The sequence below is a fragment of the Achromobacter arsenitoxydans SY8 genome, assembly GCF_000236785.1.
GTDB classification, from domain to species: Bacteria; Pseudomonadota; Gammaproteobacteria; order Burkholderiales; family Burkholderiaceae_B; genus Achromobacter; species Achromobacter arsenitoxydans.
The window spans coordinates 34,468-53,376 of the sequence record NZ_AGUF01000043.1; the positions used below are offsets into that span (position 1 = coordinate 34,468).

21 protein-coding genes are annotated in these 18,909 nt (G+C 66.6%); 14 read left to right on the forward strand and 7 right to left on the reverse strand.

Translation table 11 applies throughout. The features are described 5' to 3' along the window. Nucleotides 1–43: 43 nt before the first annotated feature. The 4 genes from KYC_RS11570 (at nucleotide 44) to KYC_RS11585 (ending at nucleotide 4,552) form a co-directional block, all read left to right on the forward strand. A complete protein-coding gene (locus KYC_RS11570; RefSeq protein WP_043518198.1) occupies nucleotides 44–1,333 on the forward strand; it encodes a hydroxymethylglutaryl-CoA reductase, degradative in 1,290 nt (429 codons plus the stop codon). A 69-nt stretch (nucleotides 1,334–1,402) separates the two neighbouring features. Beyond that, nucleotides 1,403–1,882, forward strand: coding sequence for a hypothetical protein (locus KYC_RS11575; protein WP_008162246.1), 480 nt, complete (start codon nucleotides 1,403–1,405; stop codon nucleotides 1,880–1,882). Next, the gene (locus KYC_RS11580; protein WP_008162247.1) at nucleotides 1,879–3,267 is read left to right on the forward strand and encodes a tripartite tricarboxylate transporter permease; all 1,389 of its coding nucleotides are present in this window, start codon (nucleotides 1,879–1,881) and stop codon (nucleotides 3,265–3,267) included. The genes KYC_RS11575 and KYC_RS11580 overlap by 4 nt, the downstream gene beginning before the upstream one ends. 127 nt (nucleotides 3,268–3,394) lie before the next feature. Further along, nucleotides 3,395–4,552 carry an NAD(P)H-dependent flavin oxidoreductase gene (locus KYC_RS11585; protein ID WP_008162248.1) on the forward strand — a complete coding sequence of 386 codons (1,158 nt, stop codon included), beginning with the start codon at nucleotides 3,395–3,397 and terminating at the stop codon, nucleotides 4,550–4,552. Nucleotides 4,553–4,597: 45 nt separating this feature from the next. On the opposite strand, the gene KYC_RS11590 is transcribed toward KYC_RS11585, so the two are convergent. Beyond that, on the reverse strand, nucleotides 4,598–6,076 hold the full coding sequence (locus tag KYC_RS11590) for a sensor histidine kinase (protein ID WP_008162249.1): 1,479 nt from the start codon (nucleotides 6,074–6,076) through the stop codon (nucleotides 4,598–4,600). Next, the gene (locus KYC_RS11595) at nucleotides 6,073–6,792 is read right to left on the reverse strand and encodes a response regulator transcription factor (protein WP_008162252.1); all 720 of its coding nucleotides are present in this window, start codon (nucleotides 6,790–6,792) and stop codon (nucleotides 6,073–6,075) included. Before KYC_RS11595 ends, KYC_RS11590 begins: the two co-directional genes overlap by 4 nt. Nucleotides 6,793–6,934: 142 nt before the next feature. Here KYC_RS11595 and KYC_RS11600 point away from each other — a divergent pair, with 142 nt between their 5' ends. Genes KYC_RS11600 through msrA form a run of 5 tightly spaced genes read left to right on the forward strand, consistent with a single transcriptional unit; the run spans nucleotide 6,935 to nucleotide 10,090 of the window. Further along, nucleotides 6,935–7,582 carry a cytochrome b/b6 domain-containing protein gene (locus KYC_RS11600; protein WP_008162254.1) on the forward strand — a complete coding sequence of 216 codons (648 nt, stop codon included), beginning with the start codon at nucleotides 6,935–6,937 and terminating at the stop codon, nucleotides 7,580–7,582. 10 nt (nucleotides 7,583–7,592) lie between these two features. Then, entirely contained in the window at nucleotides 7,593–8,384 is a 792-nt protein-coding gene (locus KYC_RS11605; RefSeq protein ID WP_008162256.1) for a molybdopterin-dependent oxidoreductase, read from the forward strand. Between the two features lie 41 nt (nucleotides 8,385–8,425). Next, a complete protein-coding gene (locus tag KYC_RS11610; RefSeq protein WP_008162258.1) occupies nucleotides 8,426–8,782 on the forward strand; it encodes a pentapeptide MXKDX repeat protein in 357 nt (118 codons plus the stop codon). Between the two features lie 56 nt (nucleotides 8,783–8,838). Beyond that, nucleotides 8,839–9,339: a peptide-methionine (R)-S-oxide reductase MsrB gene (gene msrB, locus KYC_RS11615; protein ID WP_008162261.1), complete on the forward strand. Its 501-nt coding sequence runs from the start codon at nucleotides 8,839–8,841 to the stop codon at nucleotides 9,337–9,339. A gap of 34 nt (nucleotides 9,340–9,373) precedes the next feature. Next, on the forward strand, nucleotides 9,374–10,090 hold the full coding sequence (msrA, locus tag KYC_RS11620) for a peptide-methionine (S)-S-oxide reductase MsrA (protein ID WP_008162263.1): 717 nt from the start codon (nucleotides 9,374–9,376) through the stop codon (nucleotides 10,088–10,090). On the opposite strand, the gene KYC_RS11625 is transcribed toward msrA, so the two are convergent. After that, the gene (locus KYC_RS11625; RefSeq protein WP_008162265.1) at nucleotides 10,087–11,031 is read right to left on the reverse strand and encodes a sensor domain-containing diguanylate cyclase; all 945 of its coding nucleotides are present in this window, start codon (nucleotides 11,029–11,031) and stop codon (nucleotides 10,087–10,089) included. The genes msrA and KYC_RS11625 overlap by 4 nt on opposite strands. A gap of 124 nt (nucleotides 11,032–11,155) precedes the next feature. Next, on the reverse strand, nucleotides 11,156–12,058 hold the full coding sequence (locus tag KYC_RS11630) for a LysR substrate-binding domain-containing protein (protein WP_008162267.1): 903 nt from the start codon (nucleotides 12,056–12,058) through the stop codon (nucleotides 11,156–11,158). A 149-nt stretch (nucleotides 12,059–12,207) separates the two neighbouring features. Here KYC_RS11630 and KYC_RS11635 point away from each other — a divergent pair, with 149 nt between their 5' ends. Both KYC_RS11635 and KYC_RS11640 read left to right on the forward strand, forming a co-directional pair. Then, on the forward strand, nucleotides 12,208–12,603 hold the full coding sequence (locus KYC_RS11635) for a RidA family protein (protein ID WP_008162269.1): 396 nt from the start codon (nucleotides 12,208–12,210) through the stop codon (nucleotides 12,601–12,603). A 1-nt stretch (nucleotide 12,604) separates the two neighbouring features. Continuing rightward, nucleotides 12,605–13,765 carry an oxidoreductase gene (locus KYC_RS11640; RefSeq protein WP_008162270.1) on the forward strand — a complete coding sequence of 387 codons (1,161 nt, stop codon included), beginning with the start codon at nucleotides 12,605–12,607 and terminating at the stop codon, nucleotides 13,763–13,765. 10 nt (nucleotides 13,766–13,775) lie between these two features. Here KYC_RS11640 and KYC_RS11645 read toward each other — a convergent pair whose 3' ends face one another. Further along, nucleotides 13,776–14,297 (reverse strand): GNAT family N-acetyltransferase, encoded by a 522-nt coding sequence (locus tag KYC_RS11645; protein ID WP_008162272.1) that lies wholly within the window; start codon nucleotides 14,295–14,297, stop codon nucleotides 13,776–13,778. 84 nt (nucleotides 14,298–14,381) lie between these two features. Between KYC_RS11645 and KYC_RS11650 the strand changes: the two genes are divergently transcribed. Then, nucleotides 14,382–14,933, forward strand: a complete 552-nt coding sequence (locus KYC_RS11650; protein WP_008162275.1) for a helix-turn-helix domain-containing protein — start codon at nucleotides 14,382–14,384, stop codon at nucleotides 14,931–14,933. A 60-nt stretch (nucleotides 14,934–14,993) separates the two neighbouring features. Here KYC_RS11650 and KYC_RS11655 read toward each other — a convergent pair whose 3' ends face one another. Further along, nucleotides 14,994–15,767, reverse strand: a complete 774-nt coding sequence (locus KYC_RS11655) for a hypothetical protein (RefSeq protein ID WP_008162277.1) — start codon at nucleotides 15,765–15,767, stop codon at nucleotides 14,994–14,996. Between the two features lie 154 nt (nucleotides 15,768–15,921). On the opposite strand from KYC_RS11655, the gene KYC_RS11660 reads away from it, so the two are divergent. Further along, on the forward strand, nucleotides 15,922–16,422 hold the full coding sequence (locus tag KYC_RS11660) for a hypothetical protein (protein WP_008162280.1): 501 nt from the start codon (nucleotides 15,922–15,924) through the stop codon (nucleotides 16,420–16,422). A 63-nt stretch (nucleotides 16,423–16,485) separates the two neighbouring features. On the opposite strand, the gene KYC_RS11665 is transcribed toward KYC_RS11660, so the two are convergent. Beyond that, complete coding sequence (locus KYC_RS11665; protein WP_008162282.1) at nucleotides 16,486–17,037, reverse strand: Dps family protein; 552 nt, start codon at nucleotides 17,035–17,037, stop codon at nucleotides 16,486–16,488. 162 nt (nucleotides 17,038–17,199) lie between these two features. Between KYC_RS11665 and KYC_RS11670 the strand changes: the two genes are divergently transcribed. Further along, nucleotides 17,200–18,378, forward strand: a complete 1,179-nt coding sequence (locus KYC_RS11670) for an MFS transporter (RefSeq protein ID WP_008162283.1) — start codon at nucleotides 17,200–17,202, stop codon at nucleotides 18,376–18,378. The last annotated feature ends 531 nt before the right edge of the window (nucleotides 18,379–18,909 follow it).

Here is an 18,909-nt window from a genome sequence, read left to right on the forward strand (position 1 = left end):
TTACCTAGAATCAGGCCACTCGATTCTTATACGGAGACACGCCATCGTGGCCGATTCACGCCTGCCCAACTTCCGGGCCCTTACCCCCGCCCAACGCCTTGCCGCCATCGCCGACGCGGCCGGGCTCACCGCCGAAGAGCGTCAGATGCTGGCCGAGCCTGGCGCGCTGGGCCTCGCCCGCGCCGACGGCATGATCGAAAACGTCATTGGCGCCTTCGAACTGCCGCTGGGCGTGGCGGGCAACTTCCAGGTCAACGGCCGCGACGTGCTGGTGCCGATGGCCGTAGAAGAGCCGTCGGTGGTCGCCGCCGCGTCGTTCATGGCCAAGCTGGCGCGCGAATGCGGCGGCTTCGAAACGTCCAGCACCCGCCCGCTGATGCGCGCCCAGGTCCAGGTGCTAGGCCTGACCGACCCGCACGGCGCGCGCCTGGCCCTGCTGCGCGAACGCGAGCGCATCCTGACGCTGGCCAACAGCCGCGACAAGGTGCTGATCGAACTGGGCGGCGGCTGCCAGGACATCGAGGTCCACGTCTTCCCGGATACGCCGCGCGGACCGATGATCGTGATGCACCTCATCGTCGACGTGCGCGACGCCATGGGCGCCAACACCGTCAACACCATGGCCGAAGCCGTGGCGCCGCTGGTCGAAGAGATCGTCGGCGGGTCCGTGCGCCTGCGCATCCTGTCCAACCTGGCGGACCTGCGCCTGGCCCGCGCACGAGTGCGACTGACGCCGCAGGTGCTGGACACCAAGGAACGCAGCGGCGCGGAAATCATCGAGGGCGTGCTGGACGCCTATACCTTCGCCGCCATCGACCCCTACCGCGCCGCGACGCATAACAAGGGCATCATGAACGGCATCGACCCGGTCATCGTCGCCACCGGCAACGACTGGCGCGCGGTCGAGGCCGGCGCGCACGCCTACGCCAGCCGTTCGGGCCGCTACACCTCCCTCACCCACTGGGAAAAGGACACCTCCGGCGCGCTGGTCGGCTCAATCGAAATGCCCATGCCGGTGGGCCTGGTGGGCGGCGCGACCAAGACCCATCCGCTGGCGCGGCTGGCGCTCAAGATCATGGACGTGCGCTCGGCGCAGGAACTGGGCGAAGTAGCCGTGGCCGTGGGCCTGGCGCAGAATCTGGGCGCGCTGCGCGCGCTGGCCACCGAAGGCATCCAGCGCGGCCACATGGCGCTGCATGCCCGCAACATTGCGCTGGTGGCCGGCGCGACTGGCGCGGAGATCGACGCGGTCGCCAAGCGCATGGCGGCGGAAAAGGACGTCCGCACCGACCGCGCGCTGGCCTTGCTGGAGGAAATGCGCGCTTCCCGATAACCCCTGCAGGACTAGAACCCGAGGCGGCGCCGGCCAGGTCCGCGCGCCGCCCGACCACAGGAGAGAGACATGAAACACAGCCCCCCGGCGCCCTCCACGCGCCTGGCCGAAGTCTGGAGCGACACCGTGGACCTCAGGCACCTTGCCTGGGCCATCGGCATCGGCATCACGATCAGCGTGGCGGGCTTCTTTGCCGCCAGCCGCTGGCTGCGCGGCATGGTGGCCTCGCCCGAACTGGCCCACGCCTACGCCATGCTGGCCGGCCTGGCCGGCTGCGTGCTGGCTGGCGTCATCTGCGCCCGCCTGTTCCCGCCCAAGCGCGAAGTCATCGAACACAGCTCCACGCATGATCCGGCGTGGCGCGCCGAGGTGCTGGCCGAACTGGCCGAGCAGCCCGGCGGGCTGGGCACGCTGGCCGACCTGCCCGAACCCGTGGTCCGCGAACTCAAGGAACTGGACCTGTACGACCTGTTCGCCGAACCGGCGGGCAAGACCGCCGCCGCCGCACCCGACGCGCGGCCCGGCGCCGCCAGGGAGGCGCTGGCATGAGCGATCCCATCCTTCTTGAACAGATCATGGTGGCCGCCGGCATGGGGCTGCTGGGCGCGGTGGTGTTCGCCGCCATCGGCCTGGTGTCAGGCACCGACGAGACCACCACGCTGGCCCCGCTGACCCTGCTGGTGGTGCTGCTGGGCGTGCCGCCCGCCGGCGTCTTCACCTTCTTTTTGGCGGGCGCGGTGGCCAAGCACATGACGCACGCCGTGCCCACCGCGCTGCTAGGCATCCCCGGCGACACCCTGGCCACGCCGCTGCTGCAGGACGCGAACATGCTACGCAAGCTGGGCGTGCCGCACATCGCCCTGCGCAAAATGGTGTCCGGCGCCATCGTCGCGGCATTTGTGGCGGTGCCGCTGGCCGTGCTGTTCGCCGTCCTGCTGGCGCCGTTCGGCGCAACGATCACCAAGTCCGCCCCCTGGATCTTCCTGGCCGCGGCCGTGCTGATCGCCTACTTCTCGGCCGGACGCTGGGCCGCGGTGGCGCTGCTGGTGCCGTTCGTCATGATCATCATCGCGCTGCAAAGCCTGACGGCCAAATACGGCGTCAAGCTCAGCATCAGCTACTTCCTGGGCATCGCCATCGGACCGCTGATCGCCGACCTGTTCACCGTGATCTCGCCGCAGGGCCGCAGCAAGATGCTGCGCGACAAGGTGCGCACGTTTTCGCTGGCGCCGGACGTCAAGGGCTGGTCGGGCTACTTCCCGAACCCGCTGAAGGTGATGGACCGCGTGCAGACGCGCTGGACGCTGGCCACCGCCGCGGTTTCCAGCGCCACCTTCGTGTTCAGCCCGGTCGCCATGACCGTGGTGCTGGGCGAGCTGGTGGGTTCGCGCGTCAAGCACGCCTACCATCGCCTGACCACTGTGCTCAGCGCGCGCAACGGCGTCACTGAAGCCACCTACATCGCCGAGGCCCTGATTCCGCTGATCGCATTCGGGCTGCCCCTGAGCCCGGTGGCGGCAGGCCCGGCGGCGCCGCTCTTCAACGCGCCGCCGCGCTTCACAGTGGACGCGGCGACCGGCCAGACGCACAACCTGCACAACCTGCTGAACCACTGGGAATTCCTGGGGTACGGCATGCTGGCGGTGCTGCTGGCGGCGGTGGTGTCCTACCCCTTCGCCATGAACTTCGCCCGCCGCGCCGCGCTGTTCGTGTCGCGCAGGGTCAGCCACGAAGCCATCATCGCCACGTTCGTAGGCCTGATCATCGTGATCAGCGTCTGGGAAGGCCAGTTCCTGGGCCTGCTCGTCATCCTGACCATGGGCCTCATCGGCGGCCTGCTGTCGCGCCTGTTCGGCTTCAACACCGGCGTGCAGTTCATGGGCTACTACACCGCGGTGCTGTCGGTGCCGGCGATCGTCAAACTGTTTGGATAAAGCGTGACGCATGGGCGGGGCAAGCGGCTCCGCCCCCCCCATTACCCCGTCACTTGATCCCGCGCAAGGCGGCGCGCCCCCCCTTGCTCTAGCCTCTGCTCTCTTGACCAGAGGAAAGACTCATATCATGACGTGGTTCAAATCACTCACCCTCGCCGGACGCGAGTTGCTGCCCATCGTTCAGGGCGGCATGGGCGTGGGCGTATCCGCCCATCGCCTGGCCGGCGCGGTTGCCAGCCAGAACGGCGTGGGCACCATCGCCAGCGTCGATTTGCGCCATCACCACGCCGATCTCGTGGAAAAGACCGATAAATGCAATGATCGCGACACGATCGACACCGCCAACCGCGAGGCCCTGCACCGCGAAGTGCGCGCCGCGCTGGACACCGCGCAGGGGCGCGGCCTGGTGGCCGTGAACGTCATGAAGGCCGTGCGCGATCACCAGGCCCTGGTGCGCCAGGCCTGCGAAAGCGGCGCGGAAGCCATCGTCATGGGCGCGGGCCTGCCCCTGGACCTGCCGGAAATGACGGCGGACTTCCCCAAGGTGGCGCTGGTGCCCATCCTGTCGGAAGCACGCGGCGTGGCCGCCGTGCTGAAAAAATGGATGAAAAAGGGCCGGCTGGCCGACGCCGTGGTCATCGAACACCCGGGCTACGCCGGCGGCCACCTGGGCGCGGCGCGGCTGGACGACCTGCACAGCGAACGCTTCGACTTCAAGCGCGTGCTGGCCGATTGCCACGCGCTCTTCAGCGAATTGCAGTTGGGCCGCGACGCGCCCCGGCTGATCGTCGCCGGCGGCGTGGGCAGCCATGAACAGGTGCGCCACTGGCTCACCAACGGCGCCGACGGCGTGCAGGTAGGCACCGCCTTCGCCGTCACCCAGGAAGGCGACGCGCACGAAAACTTCAAGCGCGTGCTGATCGACGCAGACCCCACCCAGCTTGCCGAATTCACCAGCGTGGCCGGCCTGCCGGCGCGCGCCGTCGCCACGCCGTGGCTCACGCGCTACCTGCGCCAGGAAGGCACCCTGCAGGCCAACACCCGCGCCGACCCGCGCCGCTGCAGCCAGCGCATGGACTGCCTGACGCAATGCGGCCTGCGCGACGGCATCGCCAAATTCGGCCAGTTTTGCATCGACCTCAAGCTGGCCGCCGCCATGCGCGGCGAAGTCAGCCGCGGCCTGTTCTTCCGCGGCGCGTCCAAGCTTCCGTTCGGCAACGCCATGCGCTCGGTGCGCGAGCTGATGGACTACCTGCTGCACGGGGAAATGCCCGCCGCCGCATAGGTGCGCAAGCCCTCGCGGGCGCGTCCGCCAGGTTCGGCAGGCCAGCTACGGCTGGCCCGCCGCCGCCAGGTCGAACTGAAACACCGCGCCGGCGCCCGCCTGCTCCACCAGCCGGATCTCGCTCTGGTGCAACTGCAGGATGCGCTGCACGATCACCAGCCCCAGCCCGCCGCTGTCGCCGGGCCCCCGGTTCAGCGCCGACGCGCGGGTAAACAGCCCCGCACGCAGTTCCTTAGGTATGCCGCTGCCGGTATCGCTTACCTGCACCTGCACGCGGTTGCTGGCCAGCCCCAGCTGCAGCTCGATGCGTCCACCCGGCGGGCTGTGGCGGATGGCGTTGTCCAGCAGGTTCGTCAACACGCGTTCGATCAGCCCCAGGTCCGCGCGCACCGGCGGCAGCGCCTGCGGGAAGTCCGTGGTCAGCCGCTGGCGGCGGGCCTCGGCGGCCAGTTCGAACTTCTGCATCACATCCTGCACCAGTTCGGGCAGCGAAAAGGTTTCGGGCTCCAGCCGCACCAGCCCGGATTCCAGCCGCGCCAGCTCGAACAATTCCTGCGCCAGGCGGCCCACCTTGCGGCTCTGCGCCAGCGCGATATCCAGGTAGCGGCGGCGTTCGCCGGGGTCCAGGGTCTCGTCCTTGAGCCGCAGCGTCTCCAGATAGCCGTGCAGCGACGTCAGCGGCGTGCGCAGGTCGTGCGAGATATTGGCGACCAGATCGCGGCGCTGCTGGTCCTGGCGCGTAAGCTCGCGCCACTGCTCCGAAATACGTCGCCCCATCTGCGCAAACGTGCGCCGCAGCACCGCGATCTCGTCGCCGTTGCGCGCAGCCGCATCCCCGGGCCGCTCCAGCGCGGCCAGCGCCTGGCCATCGTCGCCTTCGAAGGCCCGCACGGCCCGCGTCAGGCCGCGCAACGGCCGCGTGATTAGCGCGAAGGCGGCCAAGCCGGCCACCAGCCCCAGCAGCGCCACCAGCGCGATCGACCAGAGCGTGGTCCGCAGCACCGAGCTGCGCGACACATCCATGGCCAGCGCGTCGTGCGCCTGGCCCTGCAACACCACATAGACATAGCCCTGCTCGCGGCCGTCCACGCGCACGGGCGCGGCGCTGAACACCTTTTGCGCGTCCGCGCTGCGCGGATCGTCGCCGGTGATGGGCAGCATCCCGCCCGCCAGCAGGCGCTTGACCGGCCCCAGGTCCACGCGGTCGCGCTTGATCTGTCCGGGCGGCGCGGCGTCGCCCACGATGCGGCCATCGTTGGACAGCAGGTAAACCTCCACCGCCGGATTCACCGTCATCAGCATGTCGAACATCGAGCGAACCGCGTCGGGCTTCCAGCCGCCCGCGTCCATGAGTTCGGTGGAACCCGCGATGTGCTGCGCGAGCCCGCTGGACAGGCGTTGCACGACTTCCTGCTCGTAGCGCGAATTGGCGGCGATCTGCAGCCAGGCCGACGCGCCGCAGCAGGCCAGCAGCAGCAACGCGAACACCGCGGACAGGCGCTGGGTCAAGGTCAAACGCTTCATGTCTGCCCTCCGGGCGTCGCCGCGAACTTGTAGCCCTTGCCCCAGACGGTAAGGATGCGCTGCGGGTTGGACGGGTCGGCCTCGATCTTGGTGCGCAGACGATTGATGTGCGTGTTGACCGTGTGCTCGTAGCCTTCGTGCTGGTAACCCCAGACCTGGTTCAGCAGGTCCAGGCGCGAAAACACCTTGTCCGGATGGCGCGCGAAGAAATGCAGCAGGTCGAACTCGCGGGGCGTGAGGTCCAGGCGCCGCGCATCGACGTCGACCGTGCGCGCGATCGGGTCGATCAGCACGCCATGCACGGCCAGGCTGCCCGCGTCGATGCGCGCATTGCGCTCAATGGCGTCGCTGCGGCGCAGCAGGGCCCGCACCCGCGCCACCAGCTCCAGCATCGAAAACGGCTTGGCCAGGTAGTCGTCCGCCCCCAGTTCCAGGCCCAGGATGCGATGCACCTCGCTGGACCGGGCGCTGGTGATGATGATGGGCGTGTAGCGCGCCATGGCCCGCGCCCGCTTGCAGATTTCAAGGCCGTCGATGCCGGGCAGCATCAGGTCCAGCACCAGCGCATCCCAGCCGCCCTCTTCCAACCGGCGCATGCCCTCGTTGCCGTCGGCGGCATGCTCGACGGCGTAGCCCTCGTCCCGCAGGTGCAGGCGCAGCAGTTCGGCAATGTGGGCGTCGTCTTCAACGATGAGGACGCGGCGGGGCGTATCCATGGGGCACTCTGAGGCAGGGTCGATGCGCCTATTGTCGCCAATCCGCGGGGGCCAGAGTTCACATTTAATTTAACTTTGCGTGAGGACTTCGGTATCGGCCCGGGGCAAGAATGCCTCCAACAACAGCCCCCCGGAGACCGCCATGTTGGCCCGCCCCGCCTTGAACGACACGCCGCCCGCGCCGCATCCCGCCGCGCCTGCGCCGGCCGGCGCCATCCACCCCGGCTGGCTGCGCATCACGCACTGGCTGAACGCATTGGCCGTGGTCATCATGACCATGAGCGGCTGGCGCATCTACAACGCCTCGCCCTTCTTTGATTTCACCTTTCCCAACGGCATCACCCTGGGCGGCTGGCTGGGCGGAGCCCTGCAGTGGCACTTCGCCGGCATGTGGCTGCTGTTCGGCAACGGCCTGCTGTACCTGGCGCTGAACCTGGCCACCGGACGCCTGTGGCGCAAGTTCCTCCCCGTCAGTCCGCGCGGCGTCGTGCGGGACCTGGGCGCAGCGCTGCGCGGCAGGCTGTCCCACGCCGATCCGCGCCGATACAACCAGGTGCAGCGCCTGGCCTACCTGTTCGTCATGGCCGATATCGCCGTGCTGATCCTGTCCGGCCTGGTGCTCTGGAAGTCCGTGCAATTCGACCTGCTGCGCGAACTGATGGGCGGCTACGAGGCCGCCCGCCGCGTCCACTTCTTTGCCATGGCGCTGCTGGCGGGCTTTGTCGCCGTCCATCTGCTGATGGTGGCGCTGGTGCCCCGCAGCCTGATCGCCATGATCCGCGGCAAATAAGGAGCCCCTCATGACCGAAGAACGACGCATCTCGCCGCCCGCCCTGGACGGCCCCGCCATCCTGAAGGAAGCCGGAAAACTGCTGGACCGGCGTGTGGCGGAGCCCTCGCGCCGCGCCTTCCTGCGCCGCGGCCTGACCCTGGGCGGCGTGGCCATGCTGTCCGGCTGCTCGCTGTCCGACGATGAACACGTCGAAAAGGCCCTGGCCGCCGTATCCCGCTTCAACGACCGCGTGCAGGGCTGGATCTTCGACCCGAACAAGCTGGCGCCGACCTATCCGGAATCCATGATTACCCGGCCCTTCCCCTTCAATGCCTATTACGGCATCGACGAAGTGCGCCACGTGGACGAGGAATCGTTCCGGCTGGAAGTCACCGGCCTGGTGGCCGACAAGCGCCGCTGGCGGCTCGACGAACTGCGCGCCATGGCGCAGATCGACCAGGTGACGCGGCATATCTGCGTCGAAGGCTGGAGCGCCATCGGCAAATGGGGCGGCGTGCCGTTCTCGACCTTCCTCAAGCGCGTGGGCGCCGACCTGGGCGCCAAGTACGTCGGCTTCAAGTGCGCGGACGACTACTACACCAGCATTGACATGCCCACTGCACTGCACCCGCAGACCATCCTGGCGCTGACCTACGACGGCCGCACGCTACCCCCCGAATACGGCTTCCCCATGAAGCTGCGCATGCCCACCAAGCTTGGCTACAAAAACCCCAAGCATATCCAGGCGATTTTCGTCACCAACACCTACCCGGGCGGTTACTGGGAGGACCAGGGCTACAACTGGTTCGGCGGCAGCTAGGTGGATTCCTGTCTTTTCCCACCCCTCAAAAGGAACGCATCATGAAGAAACTCACCACCGCCGCACTGTCCCTGTGCCTGGCCTTTGGCGCCGCGGCAGCGCACGCCGCCGACACCATGGGCAAGGAAGGCATGAGCAAAGACGGCATGAGCAAGAGCAGCATGTCCAAGGACGGAATGTCCCAGGACGGCATGAAGAAGGACGGAATGTCCCACGACGGCATGTCCAAGGGAGCGATGTCGAAGGACGGCATGAGCAAGGATTCCATGTCCAAAGGCTCGATGTCCAAGGACGGCATGAGCAAGGACTCCATGTCCAAAGGCTCGATGTCCAAGGACGGCATGAGCAAGGACTCCATGTCCAAAGGCTCGATGTCCAAGGACGGCATGAGCAAGTAAGCCCGCTCGGGGCCCGCACCCGCGGGCGCCCGGTACGCCCCCTTCCGGAGCACGCCATGAGAATCAACCGCAGACACTTCCTGGGCCTGGGCGGCGCGGCCGCGGCGGCAGCCGGCCTGGCGCCGCTGCTGGCCGCCCGCAGCGGCCCCGCGGCAGCGGCCGGGTCTTTCCCCTACACGCTCACCGATGCGCAGTGGCGCGAAAGGCTGACGCGCGAACAGTACCAGGTGCTGCGCCGCGACGGCACGGAACGCCCCTACAGCAGCCCGCTCAACGACGAACACCGCAAGGGCACGTTCGCCTGCGCCGGCTGCGAACATCCCCTGTTCTCCTCATCCACCAAGTTCGACAGCGGCACCGGCTGGCCCAGCTTCTGGCAGCCCCTGCCCGCCGGCGTGGGTGAAACCCGCGACCGCAGCTTCGGCATGACCCGCACCGCCGTGCATTGCGCCAACTGCGGCGGCCATCTGGGCCACGTCTTCGACGACGGCCCGCGCCCCACCGGCCTGCGCTACTGCATGAACGGCGTGGCCATGACCTTCGCCCCGCAGGCCTGAGCCGCGGCCCGCCCGACCACCAGGACCCGACACCATGTCCAAGCATTCCACGATCCGCAGGCTTTGCGCCGCGCTTGCCGCCGCCGGCGGCCTGCTGGGCTCGGCCGCCGCCCCGGCCGCCGAGCGCGCCTTCATCATCCCGCCCCCCGCCGCGGACCAGCCCGCCGCCGCCACCCAGGAAAAGGCCGTCATCGCAGGCGGCTGCTTCTGGGGCGTGCAAGCCGTGTTCCAGCACGTCAAGGGCGTGAGCAACGCCGTCTCGGGCTACGCCGGCGGCCAGGCCTCCACCGCCAATTACAACGCCGTCAGCGGCGGACGTAGCGGCCATGCCGAAGCCGTCGAAATCACCTACGACCCGCGCCAGGTCACCTACGGCCAACTGCTGCAGATCTATTTCTCGGTCGCGCACGACCCCACCCAGCTAAACCGCCAGGGACCGGACCACGGCACCCAATACCGCTCCGCCGTCTTCCCCTCCAACGATAGCCAGCGCAAGGTCGCCGAAGCCTACATCGCCCAGCTCGACAAGGCCGGCGTCTACCCGAAGGCGTTGGCCACCAAGGTCGAACCGCTGCAGGCCTTCTACCCCGCCGAGGACTACCACCAGGACTATCTGGTGCGCAATCCGAACAGCCTGTACATCGTGATCAACGACATTCCTAAAGTGGAAAACCTGGCCAAGACGTTTCCGGAGCGGTATCGGGACAAGCCGGTGCTGGTTGGCGGGGAGAAGAGCCCGGGCCGTCCCTAAGCCTCCAACCGCACATGCTCGATGCGGTCCCGACCGTTGTTCTTGGCCACATACAGCTGCTCGTCCACGGCCTTGATGAAGTCGGCGGCCTGCGCCTGCCCGCCCGGCACGACCGTGCCCGCCCCGATGCTGACGGTAACGCGCCGGCCATGGGGCGACAGCGCATGCAGGATGGACTTCTTCTGCAGCAGGCGCTGGCAGCGTTCGGCGACTTTCAGGGCCGTGCCGGCGTCGGCGTCGGGCAGCAGCACGACAAATTCTTCACCGCCGTAGCGCGCGACCAGGTCGCGCGGGCCATCCAGCGCCAGACTCAGCGTCTGGGCGATTTCGACCAGGCATTTGTCGCCCTGAGTGTGGCCATACAAGTCGTTGTATTGCTTGAAGAAATCAACGTCGAACAGCAGGACGGACAGCGGCCGGCGTTCGTTGCCGGCACGCTCCCACTCCAGCTCAAAGCTGCTGTCAAAACGGCGTCGGTTGGCGATATTCGTCAGGCCATCCTTGAAGGACAGCACCTCCAGTTCTTTCTGCAGGTTCAGCAGCTTTTCCTCGGCCTTCTTGCGTTCGGTGATGTCGAACATGAAGCCGATCAGCGCTTCCGCTTCGCCGTTGGCATTGCGCACCACGTGCACCACGTCGCGAATCCAGACATAGCCGTTGTCCTTGGTCAGCGCCCGGTAGTCCGCTTCGTGGTCCACGCCGGCCTGGGATTGGGTGACGCAGAAATTCACCACGTATTCGCGGTCCTCGGGGTGCATGCGCATGGCCCAGTCTTCCACGCTGACCCAGCTATCGGCGGTCCAGCCCAATAAGGCCACGATCTGAGGCCCGATATAGGCGAATTTCATCGTGGCCCAATCAATCTTCCAAGGGATCGCCTTGGTCGACTCCAGCAGCGTTCTGTACATCGCATTGTCGTTGGGCGCACTTACATCGGGCATGCTCACAATCCCTCCTGGATCCATACGAACGAGCCACTGTAGCCTGCAGCCGCCGGCCACGGGAAAAAACCCGAACGCCCCTGCAGGCCGGGTTGCGGCGGAACCACAGCCCAGCGCCTTCCTTTCACATAGGCTCGCGGCCTTCGCGAGCCGCCTGCGCGCACAGCCAGTCCGCCACGGCCTGAACCGCCGCAGACGGCAGCCGCCCCGCGTAGGTCGCCAGGTGATAGGTGTGCCCGTCGATTGCAGGCCCGAATGGCTGCACCAGATGGCCGGCCTCCAGCTCGTCCTTGATCAGCGCCAGGCTGACCAGCGCGATGCCGTGGCCTGCGACGGCCGCCTGGATGGCATGGCCTTCGTCGGAAAATCGCAGCTGGCTGGCTTGCTGCGGCTGGGACCGCCCGGCGACCGCGAACCAGCGCTCCCAAGTCGGATTGTCGGGCTGGGGCCGCTTCCAGTCGAAGCGGATCAAGGGCACGCGCGCCAGGTCTTCCGGCGACGCGACGCCCAGGCGCGGATTCGCCACGGGTGCGAACCGGTCGGTGAACAGCGGCTTGGTCGCAAGACCAGGATATGGGCCCCGGCCATAGCGGATGGCAATGTCGACCGTCGTCGAACGCAGATCGACGAGATCGTCGCTGGCCTGAAGCTGCAGGTCGATATCCGGGTGCTGGCGCCGGAAATCGGCCATGCGCGGCACCAGCCATTTCACCGTGAAGGCATTGGTGGCCGAGATGCTCACCTGCGCCCGCGTCCGCTGTTGTATCAGCCGCGCCAGGGTCGCCTCGAACGTATCGAACCCGTCGCGCAGCACAGGATAAAGCTGCATCCCCGCGTCCGTGAGCGACACCTTGCGCACCTGGCGATCGAATAGCGCCAACCCCGTGGCGGCCTCCAGACCGCGGATCTGATGGCTGACGGCGGTCGGCGTGACGGCCAGTTCCAGGGCGGCGGCCTTGAAGCTGCCCAGGCGCGCGGCGGCCTCGAATGCGCGCAGCGCGGAAAGCGGAAGGGATCGGCGTTGCATAGCGTCGATAGATTTATAGATGAGTTTTTCTCGTCTTATAGCTGACAAATGAACCTTTGTCACCAGATCCCGGCAATCCTACATTTGAGTCACGGATCGGCCACCAACCCTCTCCCTCCAGGCCGGTTATAGATGAAGGAATTCGCACCATGCTTACGCAAGTCAAAACCCAGCCCGACAACTACGCGCCCTTTCTGCTGTCGCAGGGCATCCAGTTCGGGAACCTGCTTTTCATCTCGGGCCAGGCCGGCGCCGACGACACCGGAAAGATTGTCGACGGAGGCTTTCTTGCCCAGGGCGAGCAAGCATTCTCGAATCTGCGCCGCGCCCTGGAAGCCGGCGGCTCCAGTTTGAAAGACGTGATCAAGGTCACCATCTTCGTCACCGACATGGGACATTTCGAGGACGTGGTGGCGCTGCGCCGCCGCTTCTTTTCGGCCCCCTACCCGGCCGACACCATCGCCGAGATCAAGGCGCTGTACGACCCCGCCGCCATGATCGAGATCGAGGCCATCGCGGCCATCCCCCAGCCGGAGGCCCGCTGATATGAACATGCTCGCCGATCGACTGGAACGCGATGCGCAAGCCGCCCACGCCACGCTGTTCGCGCCGCTGCGGGTGGGGGACCTGAGCTTGCCCAATCGCCTCGCGGTTGCGCCCATGACCCGGGTCAGCGCCACCGCCGACGGCCGCGCCACGGCGCAGATGGCCGACTACTACGAGGCCTTCGCCGTCGGCGGCTTCGGGCTGGTGATCACCGAAGGCGTCTACACGGACAAGGCCCATGCGCAGGGCTACCTGTTCCAGCCCGGCTTGGCCGACGACGCGCAGCGCGATGCATGGCGGCCCGTGGTGGACCGCGTGCATGCGCATGGCGGACGCATCCTCGCGCAGCTCATGCACGCCGGCGCGCTGTCGCAGGGCAATCCCCATCGCCAGACGACGAAGGGGCCTTCGGCCGTATTGCCGGCGGGACAGCAGATGACCTTCTATCGGGGAGAAGGACGCTACCGCATGCCCGAGGCCATGACGACCGATGAAATCGCCGAAGCCATCGAGGGCTTTGCGCAAGCGGCGCGCCGGGCGCAAGAGGCGGGTTTCGACGGTGTCGAGATACACGGCGCCAACGGGTATCTGCTGGACCAGTTCCTTACTGCGCACACCAATCTGCGCGACGATCGCTACGGCGGCAGTCTGGACAACCGCCTGCGCCTGACCGTCGAAGTCATCCAGGCGGTCCGGCAATCGACCTCGAACCGCTTTGTGGTGGGCGTGCGGTCATCGCAAGGCAAGGTCAACGACTTCATGCATAAGTGGGAAGGCGGCCAGACCGACGCGGCGCAGATTTACGCCACCCTGGGCCAGCAGCCCATCAACTACCTGCACACGACCGAGTACGAGGCCTGGCGTCCCGCCTTCGGCGAAGACGGCCCCAGCCTTGCGGCGCTGGCGCGCCGTCACGTGGCGGTGCCGGTGCTGGCTAACGGTTCGCTGCACGATGCGGTGCAGGCCGAAGGCGTACTGGCACGGCAGGAGGCGGACTTCATTTCGCTGGGCCGCGGCGCCCTCGCCCATGCCGACTGGCCGGCCAGGCTGCGCGCCGGCGAGCCGCGCGAGGAATTCGACCGGGGGCTGCTTGCGCCGATCGCCGATCTGGAGAATGCGGGGCGCCATAAACGGGAACGCGCAGCCGCCAACTGCCTTTGACGCCGCCCCCTCAATCCTCAGTCGGCCGGGCGGGCGTGCTGAGGATTTTTTGATAGAACGCCAGATCCAGCCAATTGCCGAACTTGTACGCCGCTTCTTTGATGACGCCTGCGGACTGGAAGCCAAGCCGCTCATGAAGGACGATGCTTGCCTGATTGGCAAGATCAATGGCGCCCACCATCGTGTGGACATCCCTGGCTTTGGCCTCGTCTATCAATTCGGTCAGCAGGCGCCTGCCCAGCCCCATGCCGCGGCTTTCGTGATGGATATAAATCGAGTGCTCGACGCTGTACTTGTACGCGGGCCACGCGCGGAACGTGCCATAGGATGCAAAGCCCAGCAGTTTGCCCTGCGCGTCCTCCATGCCGATAACCGGAAAGCCGTTCCTGCGCTTCGTCTCGAACCACGCCGCCATGGCTTCAAACGGGCGAGGCTTGTAGTCGTATAGCGCGGTGGAGTGAACAATCGCATGGTTGAAGATTTCCAGAATCGAAGCCGCGTGACGGTCTTCAGTGCATTGGACGAGTTGCATGGTGGCCTCAGATACGTTTACAGTCAGTTCACGATAGAATACGATTCGTCTACTATATGAGACTTTGTAGAGAAAGGAAAGCGCATGGACATTGATGAGGTCATCGCGCAACGTGTGGTGGACCTGCGCACGTCGCAGCGATTGAGCCTGGCCCAATTGGCGGAGCGGTCCGGAGTCAGCAAAGCCATGATTTCGAAGATCGAACGGCGGGACAGCAGCCCGACCGCGACGGTGCTGGGGCGCCTGGCGGCCGGCCTGGGCGTATCGCTGACCGAGTTGCTGGCGGAGTCCGCGTCCATCGGCGGCGGCGCCCCGCGCCAGCGCGGCGACCAGGCCGCCTGGCGCGATCCCGCAAGCGGCTATGTACGACGGCAAGTCGCTGATCTTGACGAACAAAGCGGCAGCGAGCTCGTGGAAATCGAACTGCCCGCCAACGCGCGGATCGACTATCCGCAATGGCATTCACGGCCGTACCGGCAGCGGCTATGGATGTTGAAGGGAGTGCTGGTGCTGACTTACGGCGATGAAAAACACAGGCTGGTCGAGGGCGACCAACTGGATTTTTCCGTGGATAAGCCGGTTAGTTACGCGGCAAGCGAAGACTGCCGCTACCTGCTGAACGTGCTCCACAAGTGAATCACCGCCAACGGGCGCTGACCGCGAACCGGCCTGCCCGCGCGGCACTGACCGGGCGCTTCAGCGCTTTTTGACCGGCTTGTCCACCGACGGCATATCGCAGGTGGTCTCGGCGGACGAGCACACCCCGCGGAACCACGCCCGCCCCCGCGCGCGATCCTTGGGTTCCAGCGGCTGCCAGTCGGCGCTATTGCGCATTTCGTAATCCAACAGCAGCCATTCGCCCTGGCAGGCCGCGATGCCGCGCAATGTGGCTCTTTCGGTCAGCCAGTCGTCCCCCAGGTCAAGCAGTCTCTCGCTGTCCGCGTCCGGGCGGGCATATCCGCGCGCCGACTGGATGCCGACCTGCGCATCCGCGGCCTCGATCCAGCCTTCGCCCCGGTACACAGGCCGCGGCCGGCTGACCTCGCCGCCGGTCATGTCGTCGCTGGCGTTTTGGATTCTGAGCCAGCCGTCGCGCGCCTCGGTCACGTCGAAGGTGACGCTGTAGTAGTCGATGTCGGGATCGGGGCTCTCGCCGCGCGTCGTGGGCAGGCTGCCCGCCACCGCCGCCTGGGCGGACGCCGCCACGCGCACCGTGATCGCGGGCTTCTCGTTGGTCGTCCAGCCAGAGAAGCTGCAGGCCGTCGGACCCGCAGGCGCCCAGGCGGCAACGTTGGAAGCGGTTTGGGCGTTAAGCGAGGAAGACAGCGCCAAGGCGGCGAGGACCAGGAAAATCCGGCTTACAGTCATTGGCTTGATCGCGTCGTCGATGGGGGAGCGATGCGACGCTGGCGCGTCGGCAGGAATGGCGCGCGACTTCAGTCCGAAGCGTGCGCGTTGAAGGTGATGCATGCGAACCGGTCAGAGCGTACCACGGCGCACTGTGCCGATTCCGACCGCCCCAGGCCAGGAATATGCCCGGGCATTAGGCTACAGTGCTGTACCGCCGCAATGGCAGCCCGCAGCCGCGCGGCTGCGCGCGCACGCATCCAGGAGCAGTAAAGCAGTGAATGACACCGATCAGCCGGACACCGGTATCGCCGAAGAACGCAAGGAACAGGAAGCCAGGCTTTGGCGCGACGACGGGTGGACCGCCCGGATCATCAAGAACGAGGACGACGACGGCTGGGCCGTCGAGATGACCCTGGACGGGCAAGCCGAGCCGGCGCTGGTGGGCCCGTGGACCATGGGCCGCGACAAGAAGAACCCCAAGCCGATGGACGCACCCGCGTTCTCCACCCTGGTCAAGACGGCGAATGAAGTGCTTCGCCGCCACGAACAACAATTGCACGCGATGCTGCACAAGAGCGTGAAGGTCGATGCCGCCGAGGGCCGCCTGACCATCAAGCTGGACATCGTTCCCGACGAGGACGAGCCCTACGCCGTGCTGAGCGCCTACGATGAATATGGCGAGCAACTGGCCCAGACCCATGTCGCGCCGACGTACAAGCTGAACGTGCAACGCGCATCGGAGTGGGCGAGCGGCGGTTTTCCGAAGCACGGCTGACGCCCGGCCAGCCATGCTGCGGCATTCCAGTGCGCGGCAAGCAGCGCCGGCGGACCGGCCGGCCTAGTGCCCCGTCGAATCGCCCTGGCGGCTGGCCTCGAACAGGAACCAGGTGCGCCGCTCGGTCTCGTCGATCCAGTTTTCGATCAGGCTGGAACTGGCGATGTCGCGGTGCTCGTCGGTGACGTTGTGGGCTTCGCGCAGCGTTGCGGCCAGCACCTTGTTGTCTTCGCGCAGTTCGGCCAGCATGTCCAGCGGCTGCACATAGTCGGCGTCGTTGTCGGAGATGCGCTGCGTCCGCGAGATATGCCCGATGGACCGGAGGGTGGTGCCGCCGATTTTGCGGATGCGTTCGGCGATGGGATCCGTCATGGCGAAGAGCTGGTCGCCCTGCTCGTCCAGCAGCAGATGGTAGTCCCGGAAATGCGGGCCGCTGACGTGCCAATGGAAGTTCTTGGTCTTCAGATATAGCGCGAACACGTCGGCCAATATCTGGTTGAGCGCCCCTGAAATATCCCGGGTGGCGGCGGCCGCCAGGTCGGTGGGCGTCGCCAGGGGCGCCTTGCGCCGCGCTTTCAACGCGTTGGTGGTCTTCTCATTCAGTTTCTTGGCCATGAATCACAGCTCCTGGATATGAATCGGAAAACTCGGCCGCGGCGCGAACGGAATCTGGCCGCGAGGCACCAGCGTAAATCCGGATACGCGCTTTGCCAATGGGCGCGGGTCAACTAAGGAGTATGCTACGCCGCTTCGTATCTGCATGATCCACACATCTCCATGCGCGGCAATCCCGACGCCAGGCAAGGCGCCATCGCGTTGCACGGGTTCTACTTCCTGTATTACGGCCTGCAGGGCGTCAGCATCCCGTTTTTGCCGCTGTGGTTCGCCAGCCGCGGGCTGGACCCGGCCCTGATCGGGCTGATCGTCGCCACGTCTTTCCTGCCCAAGATTCTGTCCACCCCGGTGGTCGCCCACGTGGCGGACCAGACGGGCCGGGCGCACGCCCTGATTGCTTCGGCGCTGGCCGCATCCCTGGTGATGTTCGTGTGCTATCCGTTCAGCCAGACGTCAGCCTGGCTGCTGGCCATCACGTTGCTCCTGAACGCCGTTTTTCCGGCCGTGCTGCCGCTGATGGACCGCATGGCCATCGCCAGCGGCCGCGGGCAGGGCAATTCCTATACGGTGATGCGCGCCTGCGGGTCGCTGGGGTTTGCGGCGGTGACTGTGGCGGGGGGATATCTGATCAAGACGTTCGACACCGACTGGGTGATCTGGCTGTCGATCGTGCTGATCCTGGCCTGCCTGGCCTGCGTGCGCCTTTTGCCCCAGGCCGCCCGCCCCGCGGCCGACGAGGCGCCCATGGAGCGCGTGCGCCTGCCGATGCGGGAGGTCCTGCGGGACCGCCCGCTATTGATGTGTATCGCGGCAGCTTCGCTGGTGCAGGCCAGCAATGGTTTCCTGTATTCCTATTCGACCCTGTACTGGACCGCCAGCGGGCTGTCCACGGCGCTGATTTCCCTGCTGTGGGTGGTGGGCGTGGCCAGCGAGGTGCTGTTCTTCTTCCTGGCCCCGCGCATCCTGGCCCGCACGGGCGCCCAATGGCTGATCCTGGCCAGCGCGGTGATGACCGCGATCCGCTGGACCGGCCTGTCGGCCACCACTGACCCCACGCTGATCGCGGCACTGCAGCTGCTGCAGTGCTTCACCCTGGCCGGCAACAACGCGGCCATCATGTGGTACATCACCCGCCGCGTCCCGGCCGCCTGCAAGACTTCGGCCATCGCCCTGTACGCGATGCTCTCCGGCGGCGTGTTCATGTTCGCGAGCATCCAGCTGGGCGGCGCGCTCTATCGGAGCTTTGCGCCCGGTGGGTTTTTGGTGATGGCGCTGTGTGCGGTGGGGGCCGTGCCGTTGGTGGTGTATTCGGAGCGGTTACGGCGGCGGCAGAAGTCGTGAGCGTGGATTATCTCGTTAGAGGTTTTTTTTATCTACTAATGTGATTTCTGCGTCATTGCGTTTGAAGATGATGGGGTAGCTTTGTTGGATGGGCTTGGGCTTGCCGAGAAGTGAGTTCTTAAGACGCCCGGCGCGGCGTGGGCCTGGGGTGGGCGGGGCTCCGATTGCGGTCCGGAGCCTTCGCTCCGGACTATCCCGTGCTCATCCTCGTTGCCGCCTCCGGCGGCTGCCTTCGGATTCCGCCGGGCGCATCTAAACGCCCCGCCCACCCCAGGCCCACGCCACACCGGGCTCTGTGGTTGGATCTTTACGGGCGCAGGGGCGACCTGGGTTCTTAAGGTTCTTGGCAGCACCGGGTGGGTGGGAAGCGTCTTGCGGGGCCCGCTCCCGGCCGGCCGCGCGGGCGGCCTTTGGGAGCTTACGCGGCGTCTGGCGTCGGGACGATGACGCTTCGCGCCTGGCGGCTTTGGGGCTTTCTTGCCGCCGCATATAGCCCTTCGCCAAGGTGACTACTCGCCAAGGTGTCTGACA

Excerpts from the sequence above, each read along its gene's own strand:
- KYC_RS11610 (WP_008162258.1), top strand. The coding sequence starts at position 8,426 with ATGAAGAAACTCACCACCGCCGCACTGTCCCTGTGCCTGGCCTTTGGC.
- KYC_RS11670 (WP_008162283.1), top strand. The coding sequence starts at position 17,200 with ATGCGCGGCAATCCCGACGCCAGGCAAGGCGCCATCGCGTTGCACGGG.
- msrA (WP_008162263.1), top strand. The coding sequence starts at position 9,374 with ATGTCCAAGCATTCCACGATCCGCAGGCTTTGCGCCGCGCTTGCCGCC.
- KYC_RS11585 (WP_008162248.1), top strand. The coding sequence starts at position 3,395 with ATGACGTGGTTCAAATCACTCACCCTCGCCGGACGCGAGTTGCTGCCC.
- KYC_RS11590 (WP_008162249.1), bottom strand. The coding sequence starts at position 6,076 with ATGAAGCGTTTGACCTTGACCCAGCGCCTGTCCGCGGTGTTCGCGTTG.
- KYC_RS11640 (WP_008162270.1), top strand. The coding sequence starts at position 12,605 with ATGAACATGCTCGCCGATCGACTGGAACGCGATGCGCAAGCCGCCCAC.
- KYC_RS11635 (WP_008162269.1), top strand. The coding sequence starts at position 12,208 with ATGCTTACGCAAGTCAAAACCCAGCCCGACAACTACGCGCCCTTTCTG.
- KYC_RS11600 (WP_008162254.1), top strand. The coding sequence starts at position 6,935 with ATGTTGGCCCGCCCCGCCTTGAACGACACGCCGCCCGCGCCGCATCCC.
- KYC_RS11580 (WP_008162247.1), top strand. The coding sequence starts at position 1,879 with ATGAGCGATCCCATCCTTCTTGAACAGATCATGGTGGCCGCCGGCATG.
- KYC_RS11665 (WP_008162282.1), bottom strand. The coding sequence starts at position 17,037 with ATGGCCAAGAAACTGAATGAGAAGACCACCAACGCGTTGAAAGCGCGG.
- KYC_RS11630 (WP_008162267.1), bottom strand. The coding sequence starts at position 12,058 with ATGCAACGCCGATCCCTTCCGCTTTCCGCGCTGCGCGCATTCGAGGCC.
- KYC_RS11595 (WP_008162252.1), bottom strand. The coding sequence starts at position 6,792 with ATGGATACGCCCCGCCGCGTCCTCATCGTTGAAGACGACGCCCACATT.
- KYC_RS11575 (WP_008162246.1), top strand. The coding sequence starts at position 1,403 with ATGAAACACAGCCCCCCGGCGCCCTCCACGCGCCTGGCCGAAGTCTGG.
- KYC_RS11650 (WP_008162275.1), top strand. The coding sequence starts at position 14,382 with ATGGACATTGATGAGGTCATCGCGCAACGTGTGGTGGACCTGCGCACG.
- KYC_RS11605 (WP_008162256.1), top strand. The coding sequence starts at position 7,593 with ATGACCGAAGAACGACGCATCTCGCCGCCCGCCCTGGACGGCCCCGCC.
- KYC_RS11655 (WP_008162277.1), bottom strand. The coding sequence starts at position 15,767 with ATGCATCACCTTCAACGCGCACGCTTCGGACTGAAGTCGCGCGCCATT.
- KYC_RS11625 (WP_008162265.1), bottom strand. The coding sequence starts at position 11,031 with ATGCCCGATGTAAGTGCGCCCAACGACAATGCGATGTACAGAACGCTG.
- KYC_RS11645 (WP_008162272.1), bottom strand. The coding sequence starts at position 14,297 with ATGCAACTCGTCCAATGCACTGAAGACCGTCACGCGGCTTCGATTCTG.
- msrB (WP_008162261.1), top strand. The coding sequence starts at position 8,839 with ATGAGAATCAACCGCAGACACTTCCTGGGCCTGGGCGGCGCGGCCGCG.